The organism is Pacificoceanicola niger (assembly GCF_048553275.1).
In the GTDB taxonomy this organism is placed as follows: domain Bacteria; phylum Pseudomonadota; class Alphaproteobacteria; order Rhodobacterales; family Rhodobacteraceae; genus Pacificoceanicola.
The window spans coordinates 100,841-120,454 of sequence record NZ_JBLZMW010000018.1; the positions used below are offsets into that span (position 1 = coordinate 100,841).

A 19,614-nucleotide genomic window follows, 5' to 3' on the forward strand; every position below is an offset into this window, starting at 1 on the left:
ATGAACTCTCCACTCTTCTCCGCCGATCTGGCGTCCTCGCAGGATGCGCTCACCACGGGCTCCGTCTGCCTCGCCAACGCCCGGCTTGTCCTGCCCGAGCGCGAAATGACCGGGTCGATCACCATTGAGGACGGAATCATAACGGAGATTGCCGAAGGCGATCGCTGCCCTGATGGCGCAATCGACTGCATGGGCGATCATGTCACGGCGGGTCTTGTCGAATTGCACACCGACAATCTGGAGCGCCATCTGGAGCCGCGCCCGGGCGTGGATTGGCCGCATCTGTCCGCGATCCTATCGCACGATGGCGAACTGGCCTCCGCCGGGATCACCACGGTCTTCGACGCCCTGCGCGCCGGGTCCATTCACACGGGGAAGGCGGGTTACGGCCAATACGCCCGCGCCGTGGCCTCCGAAATTACCGGCCTGCGGACTGCGGGCGCTCTGCGTATCAGCCATTTCCTGCACCTTCGTGCCGAGATCTGTTCGGAAACCCTGTTGGAGGAAATGGCGGAATTCACAGCCGACGACCGCGTCGGCATTGTCAGCCTGATGGATCATACCCCCGGTCAGCGGCAGTTTCGCGATCTGTCCAAACTCAAGCAGTACGTCGCCAAGAAGCGCAACATGACCGATGCGGAGTTCGAGGCCCATATTGCGCACCTGCTCGGGCTGCAGGCCCGGAATGGCGAGCGCCACGAAGCCGGGGCCGTTGTCGAGGCCCGCCGTCTCGGCGCGGTTCTGGCGAGCCACGACGACACCAGCGCCGCGCAGGTCACCGGTTCGGCTCGCAACGGTGTTGGTTTTGCCGAATTCCCGACCACCGTGGAGGCCGCGGAGGCCTGCAGAGAGGAGGGCATCGCCATCATGATGGGCGCGCCGAACATCATTCGGGGCGGCTCCCATTCGGGCAATGTCTCGGCTTTGACGCTCGCGGAACTGGGCCTTCTTGACATCGTCTCCTCTGACTATGTGCCCTCGGCGCTTCTGCTCTCGGCGTTCCGGTTGCGGGACCTGTGGCAGGATCTGCCGCGCGCCATGCGCACGGTCACAGCGGCACCGGCCGAGGCGGCGGGGCTGAACGATCGTGGCGCGTTGCGCCTTGGGCTGCGCGGCGATCTGCTGCGGGTCGGCACCCATCAGGGCACCCCGCTGTTGCGCGGCGTCTGGAGCCGGGGCAGGCAGGTCGGCTAAGACCGGCGCCCCGGCTGGTGTATTACTGCGGCAATGCGATCTGCATCTTCACATCTTCGGGCGGTGCGGCCGCCGCCATCTCAAAGGCCGCCACGCTGTCGTTGAAATCGAAGGTGCGGGTGATCAAGGGCTTTATGTCAATCGCGCCCGAACTCAGCATCCCGAGGCAGCGGGGGAAGACATGCGCATAGCGAAAGATGTTTTCGACCCGCGCTTCGCGGATCATTGCCGCACCCGCATCGTATTGGATCGGGTCCGGCTGCCCGCCGATCATCACAACACAGCCACCGGGCGCGAGCGGCTCGAAGACGCCCCTGGCCGCGTGTGGCGATCCCGTGGCCTCGAACACAACATCGGCGCCCCATCCGTCCGTGTCCCGCAACACCCGCTCCGCGACCGAGCCGCCCGTGACGTTGACCGGCACAATGGCCGGACTGAGCCCCGCCGCGATTTCCAGCTTTTTCTCCGCCAGATCTGCAACATAGACACGTGCACAGCCTGCCGCGAGCGCCGCAAGCGCGGTCACGAGGCCAATCGGCCCGGCGCCCAGAACGACGCCCACATCGCCCGGTTTCACACGCGCCTTTGTCGCCGCATGAACCCCGACGGCCAGCGGCTCGACCATTGCCCCTTCGGCAAAGCTCACGGTGTCCGGCAGGCGATAGGTGAAGGCTTCGGGATGCACACAGGTCGGGCGCAGAATTCCGTGCACCGGCGGCGTGGCCCAGAATTTTACAGCCGGGTCAATGTTATACAGGCCAAGCCGCGTGGCCTTTGAATGCGGATCGGGAATGCCCGGCTCCATGCAAACCCTGTCGCCGACGCGCAGGCCGGTGACCTCGGCGCCGGTCTCGATCACGGTGCCCGCCGCCTCGTGGCCAAGGATCATCGGTTCGGTCACCACGAAGGGACCGATCCGCCCGTGCGTGTAATAATGTACGTCAGAGCCGCAGATTCCCACCGTATGCAACTTGATCCGCACATCGCGCGGGCCAAGCTGTTCCTCCGCACGCGCGATTTCGGGAAAGTCCCGCAGGCTGAGGTCGTGCTGCTTTTCGAGGACGAGGGATTTCATTGCGGCTCCGGACGTGATTGTCCCGGCTCAGGATAATCGCGGACCGCACCACAGGCAAACGGTCAATGATGGCGCGAGGGACCGCCAAGCCGACCGGAAGAGATCAGAGCCGCGCGAGGCTAGATTGCCTGCGCGCAGCGCACAGCCGATCGTGTGGACACTGTTCAGCGTCATGAAAAAGCCCCGCCGGATCGCTCCGGGCGGGGCTCGGTTTTCCTTGCGGATCTTCCGACTCTTGCGATCACTCCGCCGCGACGGCCTCACCCTTGAGATAGCCCAGCAGGTTTTCCGGCGAGGATTCGCCATAAGGATCGTCCGGGCAGTTGTCCATCAGGCCCGGCTCTTCGAACCACGCTTCGATCACACCATCCTTGACGATGGCCGCATAGCGCCACGACCGCACGCCAAAGCCGAGGTTGTCCTTGTGCACGAGCATGCCCATCTTGCGGGTGAACTCGCCGGAGCCATCGGGGATGACCTGCACGTTCTGGATGCCCTGCGCCTTGGCCCATTGGTTCATGACAAAGCTGTCGTTGACCGAAAGGCAGTAGATCGCATCGATTCCCTGCGCCTGAAACGTCTCGAAATTGTCCTCGAAGCCCGGCAGCTGATAGGTCGAGCATGTGGGCGTGAAGGCCCCGGGCAGCGAGAACAGGATCACGCGCTTGCCGGCAAAATAATCAGCGGTCGTCTTGTCTTCCCAGCGGAACGGATTCGAACCGCCGATGCTCTCGTCTCGCACACGGGTGTGGAAGGTGACGTCGGGAAGTTTGGTATCGGGTTTCATCTGGGTCTCCTGTTCGTTCGGGCCGACCCTAACGAATTTCTGCAGCGCAGCAGAGGCCCGCTATTGCATAGCCGGTTTTCGCCATGTGCAATGCTGAGCCACTCACTTACCATAATGCGAATTACAGGACTCTGGCCTGTAGACCAGTCACGTTCTAAACTGCGTTGCGGCCAATCCCCTTGCGCCAATTCAGAACGACCTTCCCGGACTGCCCGGATTTCATCGCGGCAAAGCCTTGCTCGAAGTCCGCCACATCGAACCGGTGCGTGATCACCCGGCTCACGTCCAGACCGTTTTGCAGCATGGCGATCATCTTGTACCATGTCTCGAACATCTCGCGGCCATAGACCCCCTTGATCGTGATCGCCTTGAACACGATGCGTGACCAGTCCACCGGCGACTTGCCCGGCGGAATGCCCAAGAGCGCGATCTTGCCACCCATGATCATGTTTTCGACCATCTGATCCAGCGCCTGCTGCGATCCCGACATCTCAAGGCCCACGTCAAAGCCTTGTTTCATTTTCAGCTCATGGACCACATCGGGCAGCGCCTCGTGGCGCACGTCCACCGCACGCACGTTGCGCACCACATGCTCGGCCAGACTCAGCCGGTCCGGATTGATATCCGTGATCACCACGTGCCGTGCCCCGGCGTGGCGCGCGACGGCGGCGGCCATGATGCCAATCGGACCGGCCCCGGTGATCAGCACATCCTCGCCCAGCAGATCAAAGCTCAGCGCCGTATGCACCGCGTTGCCCAGCGGGTCGAGAATTGCGCCGATCTCGTCCGGGATGTCATCCGGCAGCGGCACCACGTTGAACGCCGGCAGCTTGAGGTACTCGGCAAAGGCCCCCTGCACGTTCACGCCAATCCCGCGCGTGCCGGGATCGAGGTGAAATTTGCCGGAGCGGCTCTGACGGCTTTCCGTTCCGACCACATGCCCCTCGCCAGAGCACCGCTGGCCAATCTCCAGCCCCTTCACATCCCGCCCGATTTCGACGATCTCGCCGGCGAACTCGTGCCCGGTGATCATCGGCACGGGGATCGTCGCCTGCGCCCAGTCGTCCCAGTTCCAGATATGAATATCGGTGCCGCAAATGCCCGTGGCATTGATGCGGATCAGCACCTCGTCGGGTCCGATTTCCGGCACCGGCGCCTGCACCGCCCACAGCCCCTCCCGGGGGTGGGACTTTTCCAGCGCTTTCATCGTGTTTGGCAAGCTCATGAAATCACTCCCAGATCCCGGCCCACCTTGGCAAAGGCCGCAAGCGCACGGTCCAGCTGTTCCTGCGTTAACGCTGCGTTCATCTGCGTCCTGATCCGCGCCTTGCCATGCGGCACCACCGGATAAAAGAAGCCGGAGACATAGACCCCCTCTTCGAACAGCCCCGCCGCCATCTTCTGCGCCAAAGGCGCCTCGCCCAGCATCACCGGGATGATCGGATGCTCCCCTTGCAGCAGGTCAAAGCCGAGGTCGCTCAACCCCTTTCGCCAGTATCGGGCATTGTCAAAGAGCCGCTCCCGCAGGCCCTGCCCGTTCTCGACCAGCCGGATCGCTTCCAGCCCGGCGGCCACGATTGACGGCGGCAGCGCATTGGAGAAAAGATAGGGCCGCGCGCGTTGGCGCAGCAGGTCAATCACCGGTTGCGGTCCCGCGATATACCCGCCCAACGCGCCCCCCAGCGCCTTGCCCAGCGTGCCGGTCAGGATGTCCACATCGACGCCAAAATGATCCGGCGTTCCCGCTCCGCGCGGCCCCATGAAGCCGGTGGCGTGGCAATCATCGACCATCACCACCGCATCATAAGCCTGCGCCAATCGTGTGATCTCCGGCAGGTTGGCCAGGTAGCCGTCCATGGAAAACACGCCGTCCGTGGCAATCATCACATGCCGCGCGCCCGCATCCCGCGCCTCGCGCAGTCTGGCCTCCAGATCGTTCATGTCGTTGTTGGCATAGCGGTAGCGCCGCGCCTTGCACAGGCGGATGCCGTCGATGATCGAGGCATGGTTGAGACTGTCCGAGACGATGGCGTCTTCCGGCCCCAGCAGCGGCTCGAACAGCCCGCCGTTTGCGTCGAAGCAGGCGGCGAAGAGGATCGCATCGTCTTTCTTCAGGAAGCGGGCCAGTGCCTGTTCCAGGTCACGATGAATGTCTTGCGTGCCGCAGATGAAGCGCACGGAAGCCATGCCAAAGCCCTTGTCCGCCATCACGTCCTGCGCCGCTCGGATCAGGTCCGGATGATCCGCAAGCCCAAGGTAGTTATTGGCACACAGGTTGAGAACATCCCGCGCGCCCACCGCGATCTCGGCGCCCTGCGCTGAGGTAATCATGCGCTCGCGCTTCATCAGTCCCTGGGCGTCGATTTCTGCGAGGGTTTTAGTCATCTGGGTCAGGAAAGCGGAAGACATGGGGGGACTCCTTGAGTTGCATACAGGCGATCTATCATCACGGAGGGAAATCCGCAATGGAGGATTCCCGCATCACGGATTTATATCCGTCAAATCGGATGCGCGTCGCATCCGATGTCTGTCGATGTAATCCCCGACGCGGCCAGAACGAGGCCGGTCCCTAGCCTGTCTTTACCACGAGAAAGGCCCGCGCCGCGCCATCCGCCTCGATTCGATGCGCCACATCCGCAGGATAGCGGGCGGTCGCCCCGGTGCCGAGGTGCTCGACCGCCTCACCACTGACAACCCGAACCGCGCCCTCGAACACCGTCAGATGTTCCTGCGTCCCGCGCCCATGCGGCGCGCTGTCGAGCCGCCCACCGGACGTAAACCTCAGCTCATAGACCTCATGCACTCCGGCGTCCTCAGGCGGTGACAAGATCCGAATCGTGCAGCCGGTGCCGCGATTCTCGATGGTCGGCACTGCCTCCGCGCGCAACACTTCGATCTGTGGCGCGGTTGGCTGATCCTCCAGAAGCCCGGCGAAATCCACCTGCAACGCCCGCGTCAGGTTCCAAAGGGTCGCCACCGTGGGCGAGCTTTCGCCGCGCTCGATCTGGCTGACCATGCTGCGGGAGACCCCAGACAGCTTGGCCACCGCATCGAGCGACAAGCCCTGCGCGGTCCGCGCTTCTTTCAGGCGAACAGGGAGGCGGGACAGAACGGCATCGGCATTTTCCATGATCCCGGACGCTACGCCAGCACAGACGCGGGGGCCAGCCCCTCCGATATCTTGCCAGCCCCCATCTCGCGCCAAAATTTCAGGCACTCAGAAAATCGCTTGCGTTTTGGGCTGTATTTGGTTCAACTATGCGAACACAGTTCCGCATATTGGAATTGAGGGAGGAAATCATGACGTTTTTCAAAACAGCCGCACTCTGCGGGCTGCTCACCGCTGCGTCCGCCGCGCAGGCCGAAACCACGCTGATCCTGGGCGAAGCCGGTCCGAACCGGGGCGCGCGCGCTGCGTCCATGAGCTGGTTTGCCGAGAAAGCCACCGAACTCTCCGGAGGCGATTTGCAATTCGACATCCAGTGGGGCGGCGCCCTGTTCAAGGCCGGTGCGGCTCTGAACGGTATTGCCGATGGCGTGGCCGACCTTGGCACGATCATCTCGGTCTACTTCCCGCAGGAAATGGTGGCTTACGGCATCGCCGACCTGCCGCTGCAAAACGATGACGCGTGGGTTGGCATGAAGGCCACCGACGAGCTGATGCGCACCAACGAAAGCATTGCGGCCAATCTTGCGGACATGAATCTGGTGTACATCGGCACCTTCACGACCTCCGCCGTGCACATCGGCTGCAAGGGCGCGGCCATCCGCTCCGTCGAGGATATCGAGGGCTTGAAGGTCCGCGGCGTCGGCGCCTATGGCGACACCTTCAAGGACCTTGGCGCAAACATGGTGCCGATGTCCGTCTATGACGCCTATCAGGGGCTCGACAGCGGCCTGCTGGATTGCAGCCAGGGCTACAGCTACGCCACTGCCGCGCTCAAGCAGCACGAAGTGATCGACAGTTACACCTTGCTGAACTGGGGTCAGGTCGGCGCGCTTGGCATCTTGATGAACAAAGACATGTTCGACAGCCTTTCCGACGAAAATCAGCAGGCGCTGATGGACGCCGGGATGGGCATGGCCGATGAGCTTGGCCGCCTGATCACCGCCGACAATGAAAAAGCCATCCAGACGATGAAGGACGCGGGCGTCGAGGTCATCACCCTGCCCGACGCGGACCGCGCCAAATTGGTCGAAGGTGGTGCGCCGTATGTTGACGCATGGATCGAACGTGCCAACTCCGTCGGTCTCGACGGCGCCGGAATGCTCGATCAGTACAAGAGCCTTCTGGCCAAATATGCGCAGGAACGCGACGAACAGGGTTACCCCTGGACGCGCTAAGCTGTTCGGGCCGACCTCCGCGCGGGGTCGGCCGCCTTTCCATGACCTTCTGACCTGACAGGTGCCCCCATGCTGCGTCGGATCGAGCGTCTGCTCGTCGATCTTTCCATCTGTGCCGTTCTGGCGCTTGGCCTGCTGATCACGGCCAACGTCCTGATGCGGGCACTGTTCAACTCAGGCATTCCCGACAGCACCGTCATCGTGGCCGAACTGATGGTCGCGGCGGTGATCCTGCCGCTTGCCGCCACCACCGCGAACCGCGCCCATATCGCGGTGGAGTTCGTCACCAACCGCCTGCCCGTTCGCATCGCCGATGGGCTCATCGTCTTCGGCTCGCTTTTCGGGTTGCTTGCGCTTGCGCCGTTGATCTGGGCGGGGGGGCGCGAAACGCTCGGCGCGATCGAAAAATCCTCGTTCTTCTTTGGTGAATTGATGCTGCCGAAATGGCCGGGACGCGCGATCTTTCTTGTTGGAATGGTCATTTGCTGGCTGCGCCTTCTGGTGATGATCGTCGCCGATATCCGAACCCTGAGACGGGGCGAACGCCTCTCCGACCAAGCCACCGGAGGTCACTGACCATGGACGGAACCCTCGTAGGCCTCGTGGCCTTTGCCGCCCTGATCGGCCTGCTGGCCGTGCGCGTGCCCATCGCCTTTGCGCTGGCCGGTGTCGCAACCGTTGGCACCTTTTTCATGTTCGCCTTCCGCACCGGGGCCTTCAACCCGGACCGCGCCTGGCGTCCGACCTCCAGTCTCGTCTTCTCCAACAGCTTCGATCTGATCCACAGTTATGATCTGTCGATGATCCCGCTCTTCGTCGCCCTTGGGCACATCGCCTACAAGGCCGAGATCACGACGAAGATCTACCACGCCGCGCGGGTCTGGCTGGCCTCTGTGCCCGGCGGCGTTGCCATGGCCTCGGTCGTCGGCTGCGGCGGGTTTTCCGCCATCACCGGATCAAGCATCGCCTGCGCCTCGACCATGGGCCGCATCTGCTCGCCTGAAATGCTGCGCATGGGCTATGACAAACGCCTCGCCACCGCATCGGTCGCGGCGGGTGGCACGTTGGGCAGCCTGATCCCGCCCTCCGTCCTCTTCATCATCTATGGCATCTTTACCGAAACCTCGATCTCCTCGCTCTTCCTCGCCGGGATCATCCCCGGCCTGATCTCGCTGCTCGGGTTCATCCTGGTAATCTGGATCTGGGTCATGCGTGAGCCCTCTGCCGCCCCCGCATACCCCGGCACGATCACCACCCGCGAGCGCCTCGATGCGGCAATCGACGCATGGCCCGCCGTGCTGCTGTTCGTAATCATCGTCGGCGGCATCTATGGCGGCATCTTTACCGCGACCGAAGCCGCTGCCGTCTGCGTCTCCGCGGCGCTGCTCATCGGCTTTGCCCAGCGGATGCTCACCGTTCGCGATGTCATCGACGCCCTGCGCGAGACGGTAATCCAGACCACCTCGATCTTTGTCATCGCTGCCGGGGCCAAGATCTTCGTCGCCTTCATCGCCCTCACCGGCGTTGCGGGCGATATCGTCGGCGCGGTGCAGGCGGCGGATCTCAATGTGGTCCTGCTGATGCTCGCCATCGCCGTCATCTACCTCGTCCTCGGCATGTTTCTCGATCCCATCGGCATCATGGTGCTGACCCTGCCGCTGCTGGTGCCGCTGGTCGAGGGCTACGGCCTCGATCTGATCTGGTTCGGCGTCGTCGTGATCAAGCTGCTGGAAATCGGTCTGATCACCCCGCCGGTCGGCCTCAACGTCTTTGTCATTGCCTCCGTCGTGGGCAAGGAGGTGCCGATTGATCGCATCTTCTCCGGGATCACACGGTTCCTCGCGATCGACATTATCGTTCTGGCCCTTCTCATGGCCTTCCCGATACTGTCCCTATTGATCCCGAACTCGATGTAAGGCCGCCGATGACCCCGCTTCCCGACACCAAGGACCGCCGCTTCGCCACCACCCTCGCAAGGGGGTTGATGGTGTTGCGCGCTTTCCGCGCCTCTGATGACGGCCTTGGCAACGCCGAGATATCAGAGCGCACGGGCCTGCCCAAAAGTACCGTTTCGCGGCTGACCTTCACGCTGCGCTCGCTGGGCTATCTGACCCACGCGCGCCGCCACGACCGCTATCGCCCCGGCCCGGCGCTGCTGGCACTTGGCAATGTAGCGCAGGCGTCGATCTCCTTTGTCGATGTCTGCGCGCCGATCATGCAGCGGATGGCGGACGAGACCGGCACGCTCGCCCTGCTGCTGGTCCGGGACAATGCGAAACTGCTGATCCTGCGCACATGGCGGCCGCGCGGGGTGTCCTCGCTCTGGCTGGAAGCCGGGCACCGCCTGCCCTTCGCCGGAACATCCTCCGGGCATACGATGCTGGCCGCCATGTCCGAAGAGCTGTTCGAAACCACCGTGGCCAACGCCCTCGGCGATCGCGGCCTGACACAGGAACGCGCTAATGCGGCCCGCCGCATGGCCTATGATCAGCTCATCACACGCGGTTTTGCCATCACCCCGCCGGACCAGTATTTCGCCGCCAACATCCACGCGGTGTCCAAACCCTTCCACGCCCGAGACTTTGCCGAACCGGTGGTCTTCACCGCCGGGGCCATGCCGGACGATCTTTCGGTTGCGCGCATGGAGGCCGAGGTCGGCCCGCGTCTCAACGAGGCGGTCATGGAACTCGAACGCATGATGGGCCAGCCGCCCTCCATCACCCTGCGCAACTGACCCGGGAAAAAATTTCACTCAATGGAACGGAATTCCGACATATGAGCCAAGCTACCGATAAATTCCGCTACCACCGCGACGGCGCCGTCGCCATCATCACCATCGCGAACCCGCCGGTCAACGCGCTCGGCCTCGCCGTCCGGCAAGGGCTGTGGCAGGCCATCGACCGCTTCGAGGCGGACGACGCGGAGATTGCCCTGATCGTCGGCGATGGCGCGCTGTTCCTTGGCGGCGCGGACATCACCGAATTCGGCAAACCGCCGGTCGAACCCTTCCTGCCGGACGTCTGCACCCATATCGAAAATGCGTCCAAACCGGTTGTCGCCGCCGTGCACGGCCCGGCGCTTGGCGGCGGCTGCGAGATCGCGCTTGGCGCGCACTACCGCCTCGCGGTCACAGGCGCGCGCTTCGGCTTTCCGGAGGTCAACCTCGGGCTGATCCCCGGCGCGGGCGGAACACAGCGCATGCCGCGCCTCACCGGCGTCAGACCGGCGCTGGAGATCATGTGCAGCGGCGCGCCGCTTACCGCGGAAAAGGCCCTGGAGATCGGACTTATCGACCGTATAGCAGAAGGAGACCCACGCGAGGCCGGCCTCTCCTATGCCCTTGACCTTCTGAAGCAGAACGCCCCGGTTCGCCGCACAGGCGCCCTGCCCAATCCTGCGCATGACGCCGAGGCCTTCGCCGCCGCCCGCGCCACCTGGGAGAAGAAAGCCCGTGGTCAGGTTGCGCCGCTCAAGGCCATCGACGCCGTCGAAGCCGCCTGCACCATGTCTTTCGACGATGGCATCCGCGAAGAGCGCCGCCTGTTCCTCGACCTCATGGAAACCCCGCAGCGGGCGGGCATGATCCACGCCTTCTTCAACGACCGCAAAGTCTCCAAACTGCCGGAACTCAAAGACGTCACCCCCCGTCCCATGGCCCATGTCGGCGTGATCGGCGGCGGCACCATGGGCGCGGGCATCGCCACCGCCTGCCTGCTGTCCGGGCTCACCGTCACGCTGATCGAACGCGATGACGCCGCCGCCGAGAAGGCGCGGCAGACAATCACCGGCAACCTCGACGCGGCGGTCAAGCGCGGTAAACTGAAGGACACCGCCGCGCCCCTCTCGCGCCTGAGCACCGCCACCGACTATGCCGCGCTCAGCGGTGCGGACCTCGCCATCGAGGCGGTCTTCGAGGACATGGCCGTCAAGCAGGAGGTCTTTGCCAAGCTCGACACGGTGATGAAACCGGGCGCAATCCTCGCCACCAACACCTCCTACCTCGACATCAACGCAATAGCCCAGACCACCTCCCGCCCCGCCGACGTGATCGGCCTGCACTTCTTCTCGCCTGCGCATGTGATGAAGCTGCTCGAAGTGGTCGTTGCGGACCAAACCGCGCGGGACGTCACCGCCACCGCTTTCGCCCTTGCCAAGACGCTGCAGAAAACCGCCGTCAAGGCAGGCGTCTGCGATGGGTTCATCGGCAATCGCATCCTCAGCGTTTATCGCGGCGCGGCGGATCGGATGATCCTCGACGGCGCGACGCCGTGGGAAATCGACGACGCCATCCGCGCCTTCGGCCTGCCCATGGGACCGTTCGAAATGGGCGATCTGGCCGGTCTCGACATCGGCTACATGACCCGCAAGCGCAAGGCCGCCACCCGGGATCCGCGCGACATCGTTCCGACATGGGCCGACGAGATGGTCGACCTCGGCTGGCTCGGGCAGAAATCCGGGCAGGGCTATTACACCTACGAGGGCCGCAAAGGCACGCCCAACATGGCGGTCATGCCCCTGATCGAAGCGGCGCGCGCGGGCAGGCCCCAGCAAAGTTTCACCAAACAGGACATCCAGCGCCGCTACATGGCCGCCATGGTCAACGAAGCCGCCAAGGTTGTGGACGAAGGCATCGCCGCCCGACCACTCGACGTGGATGTGACCCTGCTCTACGGCTACGGCTTTCCGCGCTGGCGCGGCGGGCCAATGCTCTGGGCCGACATGACGGGCCTGCCTGCCCTGCTGGACGATATCCGCATCTGGGCCGAAACAGACCCCTATTTCTGGCAACCCGCGCCCCTCCTCGAACGCCTTGTTGCCGAAGGCCGCAACTTTGCGGACCTGAACGAAGGAACACCCAAATGAGCAAAGCCGTCATCGTCTCCACCGCCCGTACCGCCATCGGCAAGGCCGCCCGCGGGGCGTTCAATCAAACCCATGGCGTCACCATGGCAGGCCACGTCGCCCGCCATGCGGTCGACCGCGCCGGGCTTGATCCCGTCCTGATCGAAGACAGCATCTGGGGCACCGGCTATCCCGAGCATGTCACTGGCGGCAACCTTGGCCGGCAGGCTGTAATCCGTGCCGGTCTGCCCGTCTCTGTCGCGGGCACCACGGTCAACCGCTTCTGCGCCTCAGGCCTGCAGGCCATCGCCATGGGCGGCCGCGCGATCAATGAGGGCGCGCGCGCCATGCTCGTCGGCGGCGTCGAGAGCATCTCGCTCAACCAACCCACGCCGCGCCATTCCCGCGAGCCGTGGATTGAGGCGCACAAGCCTGACCTCTATACGACGATGATCGACACCGCCGACACCGTCGCCGCGCGCTATGGCATTGCGCGCGAGGCGCAGGATGCACTGGCCGTCGAAAGCCAGCGCCGCACCGCCGCCGCGCAGGAGGCCGGTCTGTTCGCGCATGAAATCGTGCCGATGGATGTCACCATGGCGGTCAAGGACCGCGAAACCGGCGAGATCAGCGAAAAGACCCTCACCATCGACGCAGACGAATGCAACCGCCCCGGCACCACGCTGGGTGGCCTTCAGGGCCTCAAGCCGGTCATGGGCGCGGACAAATACGTCACCGCCGGCAATGCCTCTCAGCTCTCCGACGGGGCCGCCGCGCTGGTGATGATGCACGAGGACGAGGCCGCGCGGGCGGGCATCGTCCCGCTTGGCCGCTACCTCGGCTTTGCCGTGGCGGGATGCGAGCCGGACGAGATGGGCATCGGCCCGGTCTTTGCCATCCCGCGCCTGCTCGAACGCCAAGGGCTGCGCGTCGAAGACATCGACCTGTGGGAGCTCAACGAGGCTTTCGCCTCTCAGGTGATCTACTGCCGCGATCATCTGCAGATCGACGATGCGAAACTCAATGTGAATGGTGGCAGCATCAGCATCGGCCACCCCTTTGGTATGACCGGCGCGCGCATGACCGGGCACCTGCTGCTCGAAGGGCGCCGCCGCGGGGCCAAGCTTGGCGTCGTCACCATGTGCGTCGGCGGCGGGCAGGGTGCTGCCGGACTTTTCGAGATTCTTGGAGCGTAAAATGGACCTCAGCTACACAGACGAACAAAAGGCCTTCCGCGATGAGGTCCGCAGCTTCCTTGCGGACAACCTGCCCACACGCCTCTCCGACAAGGTTTCGGCGGGCAAGCGCCTGACCAAACAGGATTACGAGGAGTGGCACGCTATTCTCAACCAGCGCGGCTGGCTGGGCGTGACATGGCCGCGCGAGCACGGCGGCACCGGCTGGGATTCGGTTCAGCGCCACATCTTCGAAGAGGAAACCACCCGCGCCAGCGCCCCCCGCATCGTCCCGTTCGGTATCGCCATGCTGGGGCCGGTGCTGATGAAATTCGGCTCCGAGGCGCAAAAGGCCCACTACCTTCCGCGTATCCTGAACGGCGACGATTGGTGGTGCCAGGGGTATTCCGAACCGGGCGCAGGCTCGGACTTGGCCAATGTCCAGACCAGCGCCGTACGCGACGGAGACGACTACATCGTCAATGGTCAGAAGACCTGGACCACCCTCGGCCAGCACGCCGACTGGATTTTCTGCCTTGTGCGCACCTCCAAGGAAGGCAAGCGTCAGGAGGGCATTTCCTTCCTGCTGATCGACATGAACAGCCCCGGAGTCGAGGTTCGCCCCATCGTGCTGATCGACGGCGAACCGGAGGTCAACGAAGTCTGGTTCAAGGATGTGCGTGTGCCCGCCGCCAACCTCGTCGGCGAGGAAAACAAGGGCTGGACCTACGCCAAATACCTGCTCACCCATGAGCGGACCAACATCGCCGGTGTCGGCTTTGCCCGCGCCGGTCTCGCCGCGCTCAAGCGCATCGCGGGTGAGCAGATGCAGAACGGCAAGCCGCTGATCGAAAACCCCTTCTTCGCCGCCAAGGTGGCGCAGGTGGAGATCGACCTGATGGCCATGGCCACCACGAACCTGCGCACCATCGCCGCCGCCGCCGAAGGACAGGCCCCCGGCGCCGAAAGCTCCATGCTCAAGGTCAAGGGCACCGTGATCCGCCAGCAGATCAACGCGTTGGCCAAACAGGCGGTCGGCCCCTACGCCGCGCCCTTCGTCTCCGAAGCGCTCGACGAGGGCAGCAACGTCGAGCCCGTCGGCCCCGCCTATGCCCTGCCCGCCACGCAGGCCTATTTCAACAACCGGAAACTCTCGATCTACGGCGGCTCCAACGAGGTGCAGCGCGCGATCATTTCCAAGGCCATTCTGGAGCTCTGACCCATGGATTTCAAACTGACCGAAGAACGCCAGATGCTGCAGGACGGGTTGCGCCGCTTCCTCGCCGACAGCACCGACCACGAGAAAATCGCCGCCACCACCGACAGCGACACCGGACTTGATGCCGCCCTCTGGGAGCAGCTTACCGAAATGGGCCTGCCCGGCGCGATGTTCAGCGAAGCGCAGGGCGGGTTTGGCGGCGCCGGGTTCGACATCATGGTCGTGGCCGAGGAACTGGGCCGCGCCGGTCTGCCGACCCCGCTGATCGACAGCGCAATTCTCTCCGGCACGATCCTCGCCGCGACGCGTCCCGAGCTGACCGAAGCGCTTATCGCGGGTCGCATCATTGCCTGCGCCCATGGCGAACCGACGTCCCGCTATGATCTGTCACACGTCCAGACCGCGGCACAGAAGACCGCCGACGGCTGGCGGATCAACGGCAACAAGTCCGTCGTCCACAGCGCCCCGGCGGCCGATGCCTTTGTCGTCAGCGCCCGCACCGCGGGCAATCACGACGCGGAAGCGGGCATTGCCCTGTTCCTCGTTCCGGCGGATCAGGTGCAGATGCGCGACTACCCGCTCAATGGTGGCGGGCGCGCGGCAGAGCTGACGCTGGACCTCACCGTGCCTGAAGACGCGTGCCTGACCGAGGACGGCTTTGCCTTGCTTCAAACTGCCAACGCCCGCGCCACCGCCGCGCAATGCGCCGAGGCGCTCGGCCTGATGGAAACGATTAAGACCCTCACGGTCGAATACCTTCAGCAGCGCAAGCAATTCGGCCAGCCCATCGGCAAGTTTCAGGCTCTGCAGCACCGTATGGCCGATGTGCTGATCGAGATCGAGCAGGCGCGATCGAGCGTCATCAACCTCTGCGGCCATCTCGACGGGCCGGATAGCGCCTTGCATGTCAGTGCCACGAAAAACCTCATCGGTCGCACAGCGCGCCTCGTGGCGGAGGAATCGATCCAGATGCACGGCGGCATCGGCATGACCATGGAATACGCCCTTGGTCACTTCGCCAAACGTCTGTCGATGGTCGATCACCGCTTTGGCGATACCGATTACCATCTCGAACGCTTCATCCACCTCGCGCAGGCCGCCGCATGATCGAGACAATCCGCGACGAAACCGGGGCGCAGCGCAGCCTCGGTTACACGCTCGAAATCGGGCACCCGGACGGCGGGGCGCGCTGCATCCTCGACATCACCGAGGCGCACACAAACCGGCACAATGTGCTGCACGGCGGCGTCGCCGCGACGCTGCTCGACAACGCCATGGGCGCGACCAGCTCTCTCACTGCCGACGCCACCGGGCGCACGCCGTTCCTGACCATTTCCATGGCCACACAGTTTCTCGCCCCGGCTCTGGTGGGCGGCCGCGTCACCGCCACCGGGCGCGTTACCGGGGGTGGCCGGTCGATCCTGTTCCTCGCCGCCGATCTGTTGGATCAGGACGGCACACTGATCGCTTCGGCCACCGGCGTGTTCAAACGCGCCAACCTACCCAAGGGAGGCGACGCATGACCGCGTTCACCCGCATCCATCAACTCATCGACCAACATCTGGAAATCCGCCCCGACGCTCCCGCCATCAAGGATTGCGACGGTCAGATCTACAGCTGGGCCACCTATGCCGCCTTCACGCACGAGGCAGAAGAGCTACTCCGCGCACAGGGCGCCGCCCCCGGAGAGCGTGTCCTGATCGTCGGCGAAAACTGTCTGGCCATGCCGGTCCTCCTCAATGCGTGCTCGCGTATCGGGGCATGGGGTGTGCCGATCAATGCCCGCATGTCCGCCGCCGAGATCTCCCGGATCAGGAGCCACGCCAATCCCGTGCTGACGCTCTATACCTCCGGGATCTCGCGCGAGGCCGCCGCCCACGCGGGCGAGGCCCCCGCCCTGCCCACCGGCTTTGGCGCGCTGCACATCGGACAGGGCCAGTCCGACCCCGAACCGATGCCTGATGGCCCGGACGCGCCCGCCGTCCTGCTCTATACCACCGGCACCACGGGCGATCCAAAGGGGGTCATGCTCAGCCATGCCAACCTGCTCTTCGCGGCAAAGGCCTCCGCCGATCTGCGTAAACTCACCGCCGAGGATCACGTCTATGGCGCGCTGCCGCTGACCCATGTGTTCGGTGTGGCCTCGATGCTCATGGCCTCCGCCCGTGTCGGCGCGGTGGTCGAACTGGTGCCGCGCTTCGATCCCGCCAAGCTCTATGAGGCCTTCCTGAACGGCGCCAACGTTCTGCCCGCCGTGCCGCAAATGCATGCGCTGCTCATGGCCTATGCCGAAAAGCAGGGCATCACCAAACTGGAAAACGCGCCCCTGCGCTATGTCTCCTCCGGCGCCGCGCCGCTGGATCCGGCATGGAAGCGCAAGGCCGAAGCCTTCTACGGCATCCCGCTGCAAAACGGCTACGGCATGACCGAAAGCACCGCCGGCGTCTCCGGCACCCGCAACGCCATCGGCGATCCCGACACCTCCGTCGGCCCGCCCCTGCCCGGCGTCGAGGTCTCACTCGATCTGAGTTTCGGCGAAGATCCGAACGTCGGCGAGGTGCTGACCAAGGGGCCGCACGTCATGCTCGGTTATTTCCGCAATCCGCAGGCCACTGCGCAAACCGTGCAGGACGGCTGGCTGCGCACCGGCGATCTGGGCCGCATTGATGATCGGGGCCGCCTGCACATCGTTGGCCGGGCCAAGGAGCTGATCATTCGCGGTGGCTTCAACGTCTACCCGCCGGAGGTAGAGGCCGCGCTCAACGATCACCCCGCCGTGGTGCAATCCGCCGTCATTGGGCGGCAGGCGGGCGGCGACGAGGAAATACTCGCCTTCGTGCAGCCAACGGCCCCCGGCGCCGTGGATGCGGCCGCGCTCAAGACCTTCACCGCCGAACGACTTGCAGGATACAAACGCCCGACGCGAATATTTGTGGTCGACGCCCTGCCCGCAGCCGCCACCGGCAAGATCCTCAAGCACAAGTTCCTGGACCATTTCGCCGCGCTGCTAGCGGAGGAGCCAAGCTGAGTTATCTTGCTTGATCCCCTTCTTGCGGTATTTGCAGACGCTATGTCACAGGCCCCCGCCCACCGCCGCACGATCTCGATCACGCTCGACGCGGCGTACGCGCCTGGCCTCAATTTCTCCGCTCTGGCGGACGCGGCCCTGCGCCGCGCCGTCGCGGAGGCCCGGCAGAAGGAATGGCGCACGACGAATGCCGCCGCCTTCGCCGCACAGGCCCGCTGGTACGAAACCCACGGCCATCCGCTGTCCGAAATCATCGCAGGTTCTGCGCCGGACGCATGGAAACCCTGACGCGCTGTGACATCGCCGCCTTCGGCCCGCATCGTATGGCCGTCTTCAAATGCAATCTGCTGCCACCCGCCTCATCGCCAGTGTTCAGCACGCCAGCCCGAACGATTTTTCTCTGCCCGGTACGTGATTGGCGCGGTATGGATATGACGGATTTCGCCAAGTTAGTTTCAAATAACCTTCATTTCAGGACACCGCGCACCTGAAAGGCAGCCGTTCAATCAGGATCGCCGCGGATGATGTGTTCCTGTTTCTAAGCGCGACTTCGGCGGCGCCGGTGATCGGATCCCTGCAAACTGGACAATCTGAGGCTGGAGTTTTTCGCCAAGATATCCTGACGGGATGAGGAGTGGATTCACATGAAGGCATAGAAGGTTTCGGACGCGCAGAAGGCGCTCATTATCAAGTAGAGCGAAGAAGGCACACCGGTTGCCGGGATCGGTCGGAAGGCCGCGATAAGCCAAGCCACCCACTTCTATTGGAAGACGAAGTTTGCGGTTCTTTTGCCGACAGAGATGAAGCGGCTGACGCAGCATGAGGACGAGAAAGGTCGGTTGAAAAGAATCGCGTCCGATCTGATGCTGGACCGCGAGATGGCGCGCCCTTGTCTGCAATTGCTCCGAGGACAAAGGAGAGCGGACGCCATCCGGCAGAAGCTCTGAGCTTCCCCTTGTCGCGCATGCAAGCCTGCGCTGCCGGGCAGCGGGTTGGATGCGCGAACTGGGGGGATGTCCGGCGATCGGGCGGGCTCGATCAAGGCGGCGTGTGGCGCCATCGGATTTGATCGTTTGACGTTCCACCAAGTGTCTCGCCGCGTCGATCCGGTTGCCGTGGAGAAGCGGATCAAGGAGATCCGCGAAACACGTTTGTGCTCCGGCTATCGCCGGGTTCATGTGGTAATCCTCCCCAAAACTAAGGGGATGGGGACGTAGACTTTTCTCAGCAAGATACCTGAGGAGGTTCTGATGAAGATGACGAGATTTAGCGAACCACAGATCCTTGCGATCCTGCGTCAGGCTGAAGGCGGCGTGCCGGTTGCCGAGCTGTGCCGCGAGCATGGCATGAGCTCGGCGTCCTTCTACAAGTGGCGTGCGAAGTATGGCGGCATGGATGCGTCCATGATCAGCCCGATGAAGAGCCTGGAGGATGAGAACAGGCGATTGAAGCGCATGTTTGCGGACCTGAGCATGCAGGCGGATCTGCTGAAGGAGGCGCTTGGAAAAAGTAGCCGGGCCATCTCATCGTCGCGAAATGGCCGCCAAGGCTGTAAGACGTCGAGGGGTCAGCATCGCACTCGCCTGCCGGGCGTTCGGTGTGAGCGAGACGTGCTATCGCTACAGCCCGTTGCTCAGCGATCAGAACGAGATGATCGCTGACCTGTTGGTCGGCCTGACAGACGCACGCAAAACGTGGGGCTTCGGGTTGTGTTTTCTGCACCTGCGGAACGTCAAAGGGCACCCTTGGAACCACAAACGCGTCTACCGCATCTACTGCGCCCTGGAGCTGAACCTGCGGATCAAGCCGCGCAAGCGTCTGAAACGGGAGGTGCCGGATGCTCTGGCCGTCCCGGACGCGCCAAATATGACCATGGTCCATGGATTTCATGGCCGATCGGCTGGCTGACGGCGGGGCCTTCCGGCTTCTGAACGTGCTGGACGACTTCAA

The 19,614-nt window shown here is 63.9% G+C and carries 17 protein-coding genes and 1 pseudogene; 13 read left to right on the forward strand and 5 right to left on the reverse strand.

Annotation, left to right across the window (positions count from 1 at the left end; translation table 11 throughout):
- Window positions 1–1,194: an alpha-D-ribose 1-methylphosphonate 5-triphosphate diphosphatase gene (locus ACN2XU_RS19920; RefSeq protein WP_419412099.1), complete on the forward strand. Its 1,194-nt coding sequence runs from the start codon at window positions 1–3 to the stop codon at window positions 1,192–1,194.
- A gap of 22 nt (window positions 1,195–1,216) precedes the next feature.
- Here ACN2XU_RS19920 and ACN2XU_RS19925 read toward each other — a convergent pair whose 3' ends face one another.
- From ACN2XU_RS19925 to ACN2XU_RS19945, 5 genes are all read right to left on the reverse strand, one after another.
- On the reverse strand, window positions 1,217–2,269 hold the full coding sequence (locus ACN2XU_RS19925; protein ID WP_419412100.1) for an NAD(P)-dependent alcohol dehydrogenase: 1,053 nt from the start codon (window positions 2,267–2,269) through the stop codon (window positions 1,217–1,219).
- A gap of 241 nt (window positions 2,270–2,510) precedes the next feature.
- Window positions 2,511–3,056: a peroxiredoxin gene (locus tag ACN2XU_RS19930; protein ID WP_419412101.1), complete on the reverse strand. Its 546-nt coding sequence runs from the start codon at window positions 3,054–3,056 to the stop codon at window positions 2,511–2,513.
- A gap of 154 nt (window positions 3,057–3,210) precedes the next feature.
- A complete protein-coding gene (gene tdh / locus ACN2XU_RS19935) occupies window positions 3,211–4,263 on the reverse strand; it encodes an L-threonine 3-dehydrogenase (RefSeq protein ID WP_419412118.1) in 1,053 nt (350 codons plus the stop codon).
- A gap of 14 nt (window positions 4,264–4,277) precedes the next feature.
- Window positions 4,278–5,465: a glycine C-acetyltransferase gene (locus ACN2XU_RS19940; protein ID WP_419412102.1), complete on the reverse strand. Its 1,188-nt coding sequence runs from the start codon at window positions 5,463–5,465 to the stop codon at window positions 4,278–4,280.
- A gap of 160 nt (window positions 5,466–5,625) precedes the next feature.
- Window positions 5,626–6,189: a helix-turn-helix domain-containing protein gene (locus tag ACN2XU_RS19945; RefSeq protein ID WP_419412119.1), complete on the reverse strand. Its 564-nt coding sequence runs from the start codon at window positions 6,187–6,189 to the stop codon at window positions 5,626–5,628.
- Between the two features lie 167 nt (window positions 6,190–6,356).
- Between ACN2XU_RS19945 and ACN2XU_RS19950 the strand changes: the two genes are divergently transcribed.
- The 12 genes and pseudogenes from ACN2XU_RS19950 to ACN2XU_RS20005 all read left to right on the forward strand — a co-directional run.
- Window positions 6,357–7,400 carry a C4-dicarboxylate TRAP transporter substrate-binding protein gene (locus tag ACN2XU_RS19950; protein ID WP_419412103.1) on the forward strand — a complete coding sequence of 348 codons (1,044 nt, stop codon included), beginning with the start codon at window positions 6,357–6,359 and terminating at the stop codon, window positions 7,398–7,400.
- Window positions 7,401–7,469: 69 nt separating this feature from the next.
- A complete protein-coding gene (locus tag ACN2XU_RS19955; protein WP_419412104.1) occupies window positions 7,470–7,976 on the forward strand; it encodes a TRAP transporter small permease in 507 nt (168 codons plus the stop codon).
- A 2-nt stretch (window positions 7,977–7,978) separates the two neighbouring features.
- Window positions 7,979–9,316 carry a TRAP transporter large permease gene (locus ACN2XU_RS19960; RefSeq protein WP_419412105.1) on the forward strand — a complete coding sequence of 446 codons (1,338 nt, stop codon included), beginning with the start codon at window positions 7,979–7,981 and terminating at the stop codon, window positions 9,314–9,316.
- 8 nt (window positions 9,317–9,324) lie between these two features.
- Window positions 9,325–10,134, forward strand: a complete 810-nt coding sequence (locus ACN2XU_RS19965) for an IclR family transcriptional regulator (protein WP_419412106.1) — start codon at window positions 9,325–9,327, stop codon at window positions 10,132–10,134.
- Between the two features lie 41 nt (window positions 10,135–10,175).
- Complete coding sequence (locus ACN2XU_RS19970; RefSeq protein WP_419412107.1) at window positions 10,176–12,263, forward strand: 3-hydroxyacyl-CoA dehydrogenase NAD-binding domain-containing protein; 2,088 nt, start codon at window positions 10,176–10,178, stop codon at window positions 12,261–12,263.
- Window positions 12,260–13,438 carry an acetyl-CoA C-acyltransferase gene (locus ACN2XU_RS19975; protein ID WP_419412108.1) on the forward strand — a complete coding sequence of 393 codons (1,179 nt, stop codon included), beginning with the start codon at window positions 12,260–12,262 and terminating at the stop codon, window positions 13,436–13,438. The genes ACN2XU_RS19970 and ACN2XU_RS19975 overlap by 4 nt, the downstream gene beginning before the upstream one ends.
- Window position 13,439: 1 nt before the next feature.
- On the forward strand, window positions 13,440–14,636 hold the full coding sequence (locus ACN2XU_RS19980; protein ID WP_419412109.1) for an acyl-CoA dehydrogenase family protein: 1,197 nt from the start codon (window positions 13,440–13,442) through the stop codon (window positions 14,634–14,636).
- Window positions 14,637–14,639: 3 nt separating this feature from the next.
- On the forward strand, window positions 14,640–15,743 hold the full coding sequence (locus ACN2XU_RS19985) for an acyl-CoA dehydrogenase family protein (RefSeq protein WP_419412110.1): 1,104 nt from the start codon (window positions 14,640–14,642) through the stop codon (window positions 15,741–15,743).
- Window positions 15,740–16,159, forward strand: coding sequence for a PaaI family thioesterase (locus ACN2XU_RS19990; RefSeq protein WP_419412111.1), 420 nt, complete (start codon window positions 15,740–15,742; stop codon window positions 16,157–16,159). Before ACN2XU_RS19985 ends, ACN2XU_RS19990 begins: the two co-directional genes overlap by 4 nt.
- A complete protein-coding gene (locus tag ACN2XU_RS19995; RefSeq protein WP_419412112.1) occupies window positions 16,156–17,664 on the forward strand; it encodes a class I adenylate-forming enzyme family protein in 1,509 nt (502 codons plus the stop codon). The genes ACN2XU_RS19990 and ACN2XU_RS19995 overlap by 4 nt, the downstream gene beginning before the upstream one ends.
- Window positions 17,665–17,706: 42 nt before the next feature.
- Window positions 17,707–17,952, forward strand: a complete 246-nt coding sequence (locus tag ACN2XU_RS20000) for a type II toxin-antitoxin system CcdA family antitoxin (protein WP_419412113.1) — start codon at window positions 17,707–17,709, stop codon at window positions 17,950–17,952.
- Window positions 17,953–18,914: 962 nt separating this feature from the next.
- Window positions 18,915–19,614 (forward strand): annotated as a pseudogene (locus ACN2XU_RS20005) (transposase); the annotation flags it as partial.

Coding starts and splice junctions, on each gene's coding strand:
- ACN2XU_RS19920 (WP_419412099.1), top strand. CDS start 1: ATGAACTCTCCACTCTTCTCCGCCGATCTGGCGTCCTCGCAGGATGCG.
- ACN2XU_RS19925 (WP_419412100.1), bottom strand. CDS start 2,269: ATGAAATCCCTCGTCCTCGAAAAGCAGCACGACCTCAGCCTGCGGGAC.
- ACN2XU_RS19930 (WP_419412101.1), bottom strand. CDS start 3,056: ATGAAACCCGATACCAAACTTCCCGACGTCACCTTCCACACCCGTGTG.
- tdh (WP_419412118.1), bottom strand. CDS start 4,263: ATGAAAGCGCTGGAAAAGTCCCACCCCCGGGAGGGGCTGTGGGCGGTG.
- ACN2XU_RS19940 (WP_419412102.1), bottom strand. CDS start 5,465: ATGTCTTCCGCTTTCCTGACCCAGATGACTAAAACCCTCGCAGAAATC.
- ACN2XU_RS19950 (WP_419412103.1), top strand. CDS start 6,357: ATGACGTTTTTCAAAACAGCCGCACTCTGCGGGCTGCTCACCGCTGCG.
- ACN2XU_RS19955 (WP_419412104.1), top strand. CDS start 7,470: ATGCTGCGTCGGATCGAGCGTCTGCTCGTCGATCTTTCCATCTGTGCC.
- ACN2XU_RS19960 (WP_419412105.1), top strand. CDS start 7,979: ATGGACGGAACCCTCGTAGGCCTCGTGGCCTTTGCCGCCCTGATCGGC.
- ACN2XU_RS19965 (WP_419412106.1), top strand. CDS start 9,325: ATGACCCCGCTTCCCGACACCAAGGACCGCCGCTTCGCCACCACCCTC.
- ACN2XU_RS19970 (WP_419412107.1), top strand. CDS start 10,176: ATGAGCCAAGCTACCGATAAATTCCGCTACCACCGCGACGGCGCCGTC.
- ACN2XU_RS19975 (WP_419412108.1), top strand. CDS start 12,260: ATGAGCAAAGCCGTCATCGTCTCCACCGCCCGTACCGCCATCGGCAAG.
- ACN2XU_RS19980 (WP_419412109.1), top strand. CDS start 13,440: ATGGACCTCAGCTACACAGACGAACAAAAGGCCTTCCGCGATGAGGTC.
- ACN2XU_RS19985 (WP_419412110.1), top strand. CDS start 14,640: ATGGATTTCAAACTGACCGAAGAACGCCAGATGCTGCAGGACGGGTTG.
- ACN2XU_RS19990 (WP_419412111.1), top strand. CDS start 15,740: ATGATCGAGACAATCCGCGACGAAACCGGGGCGCAGCGCAGCCTCGGT.
- ACN2XU_RS19995 (WP_419412112.1), top strand. CDS start 16,156: ATGACCGCGTTCACCCGCATCCATCAACTCATCGACCAACATCTGGAA.
- ACN2XU_RS20000 (WP_419412113.1), top strand. CDS start 17,707: ATGTCACAGGCCCCCGCCCACCGCCGCACGATCTCGATCACGCTCGAC.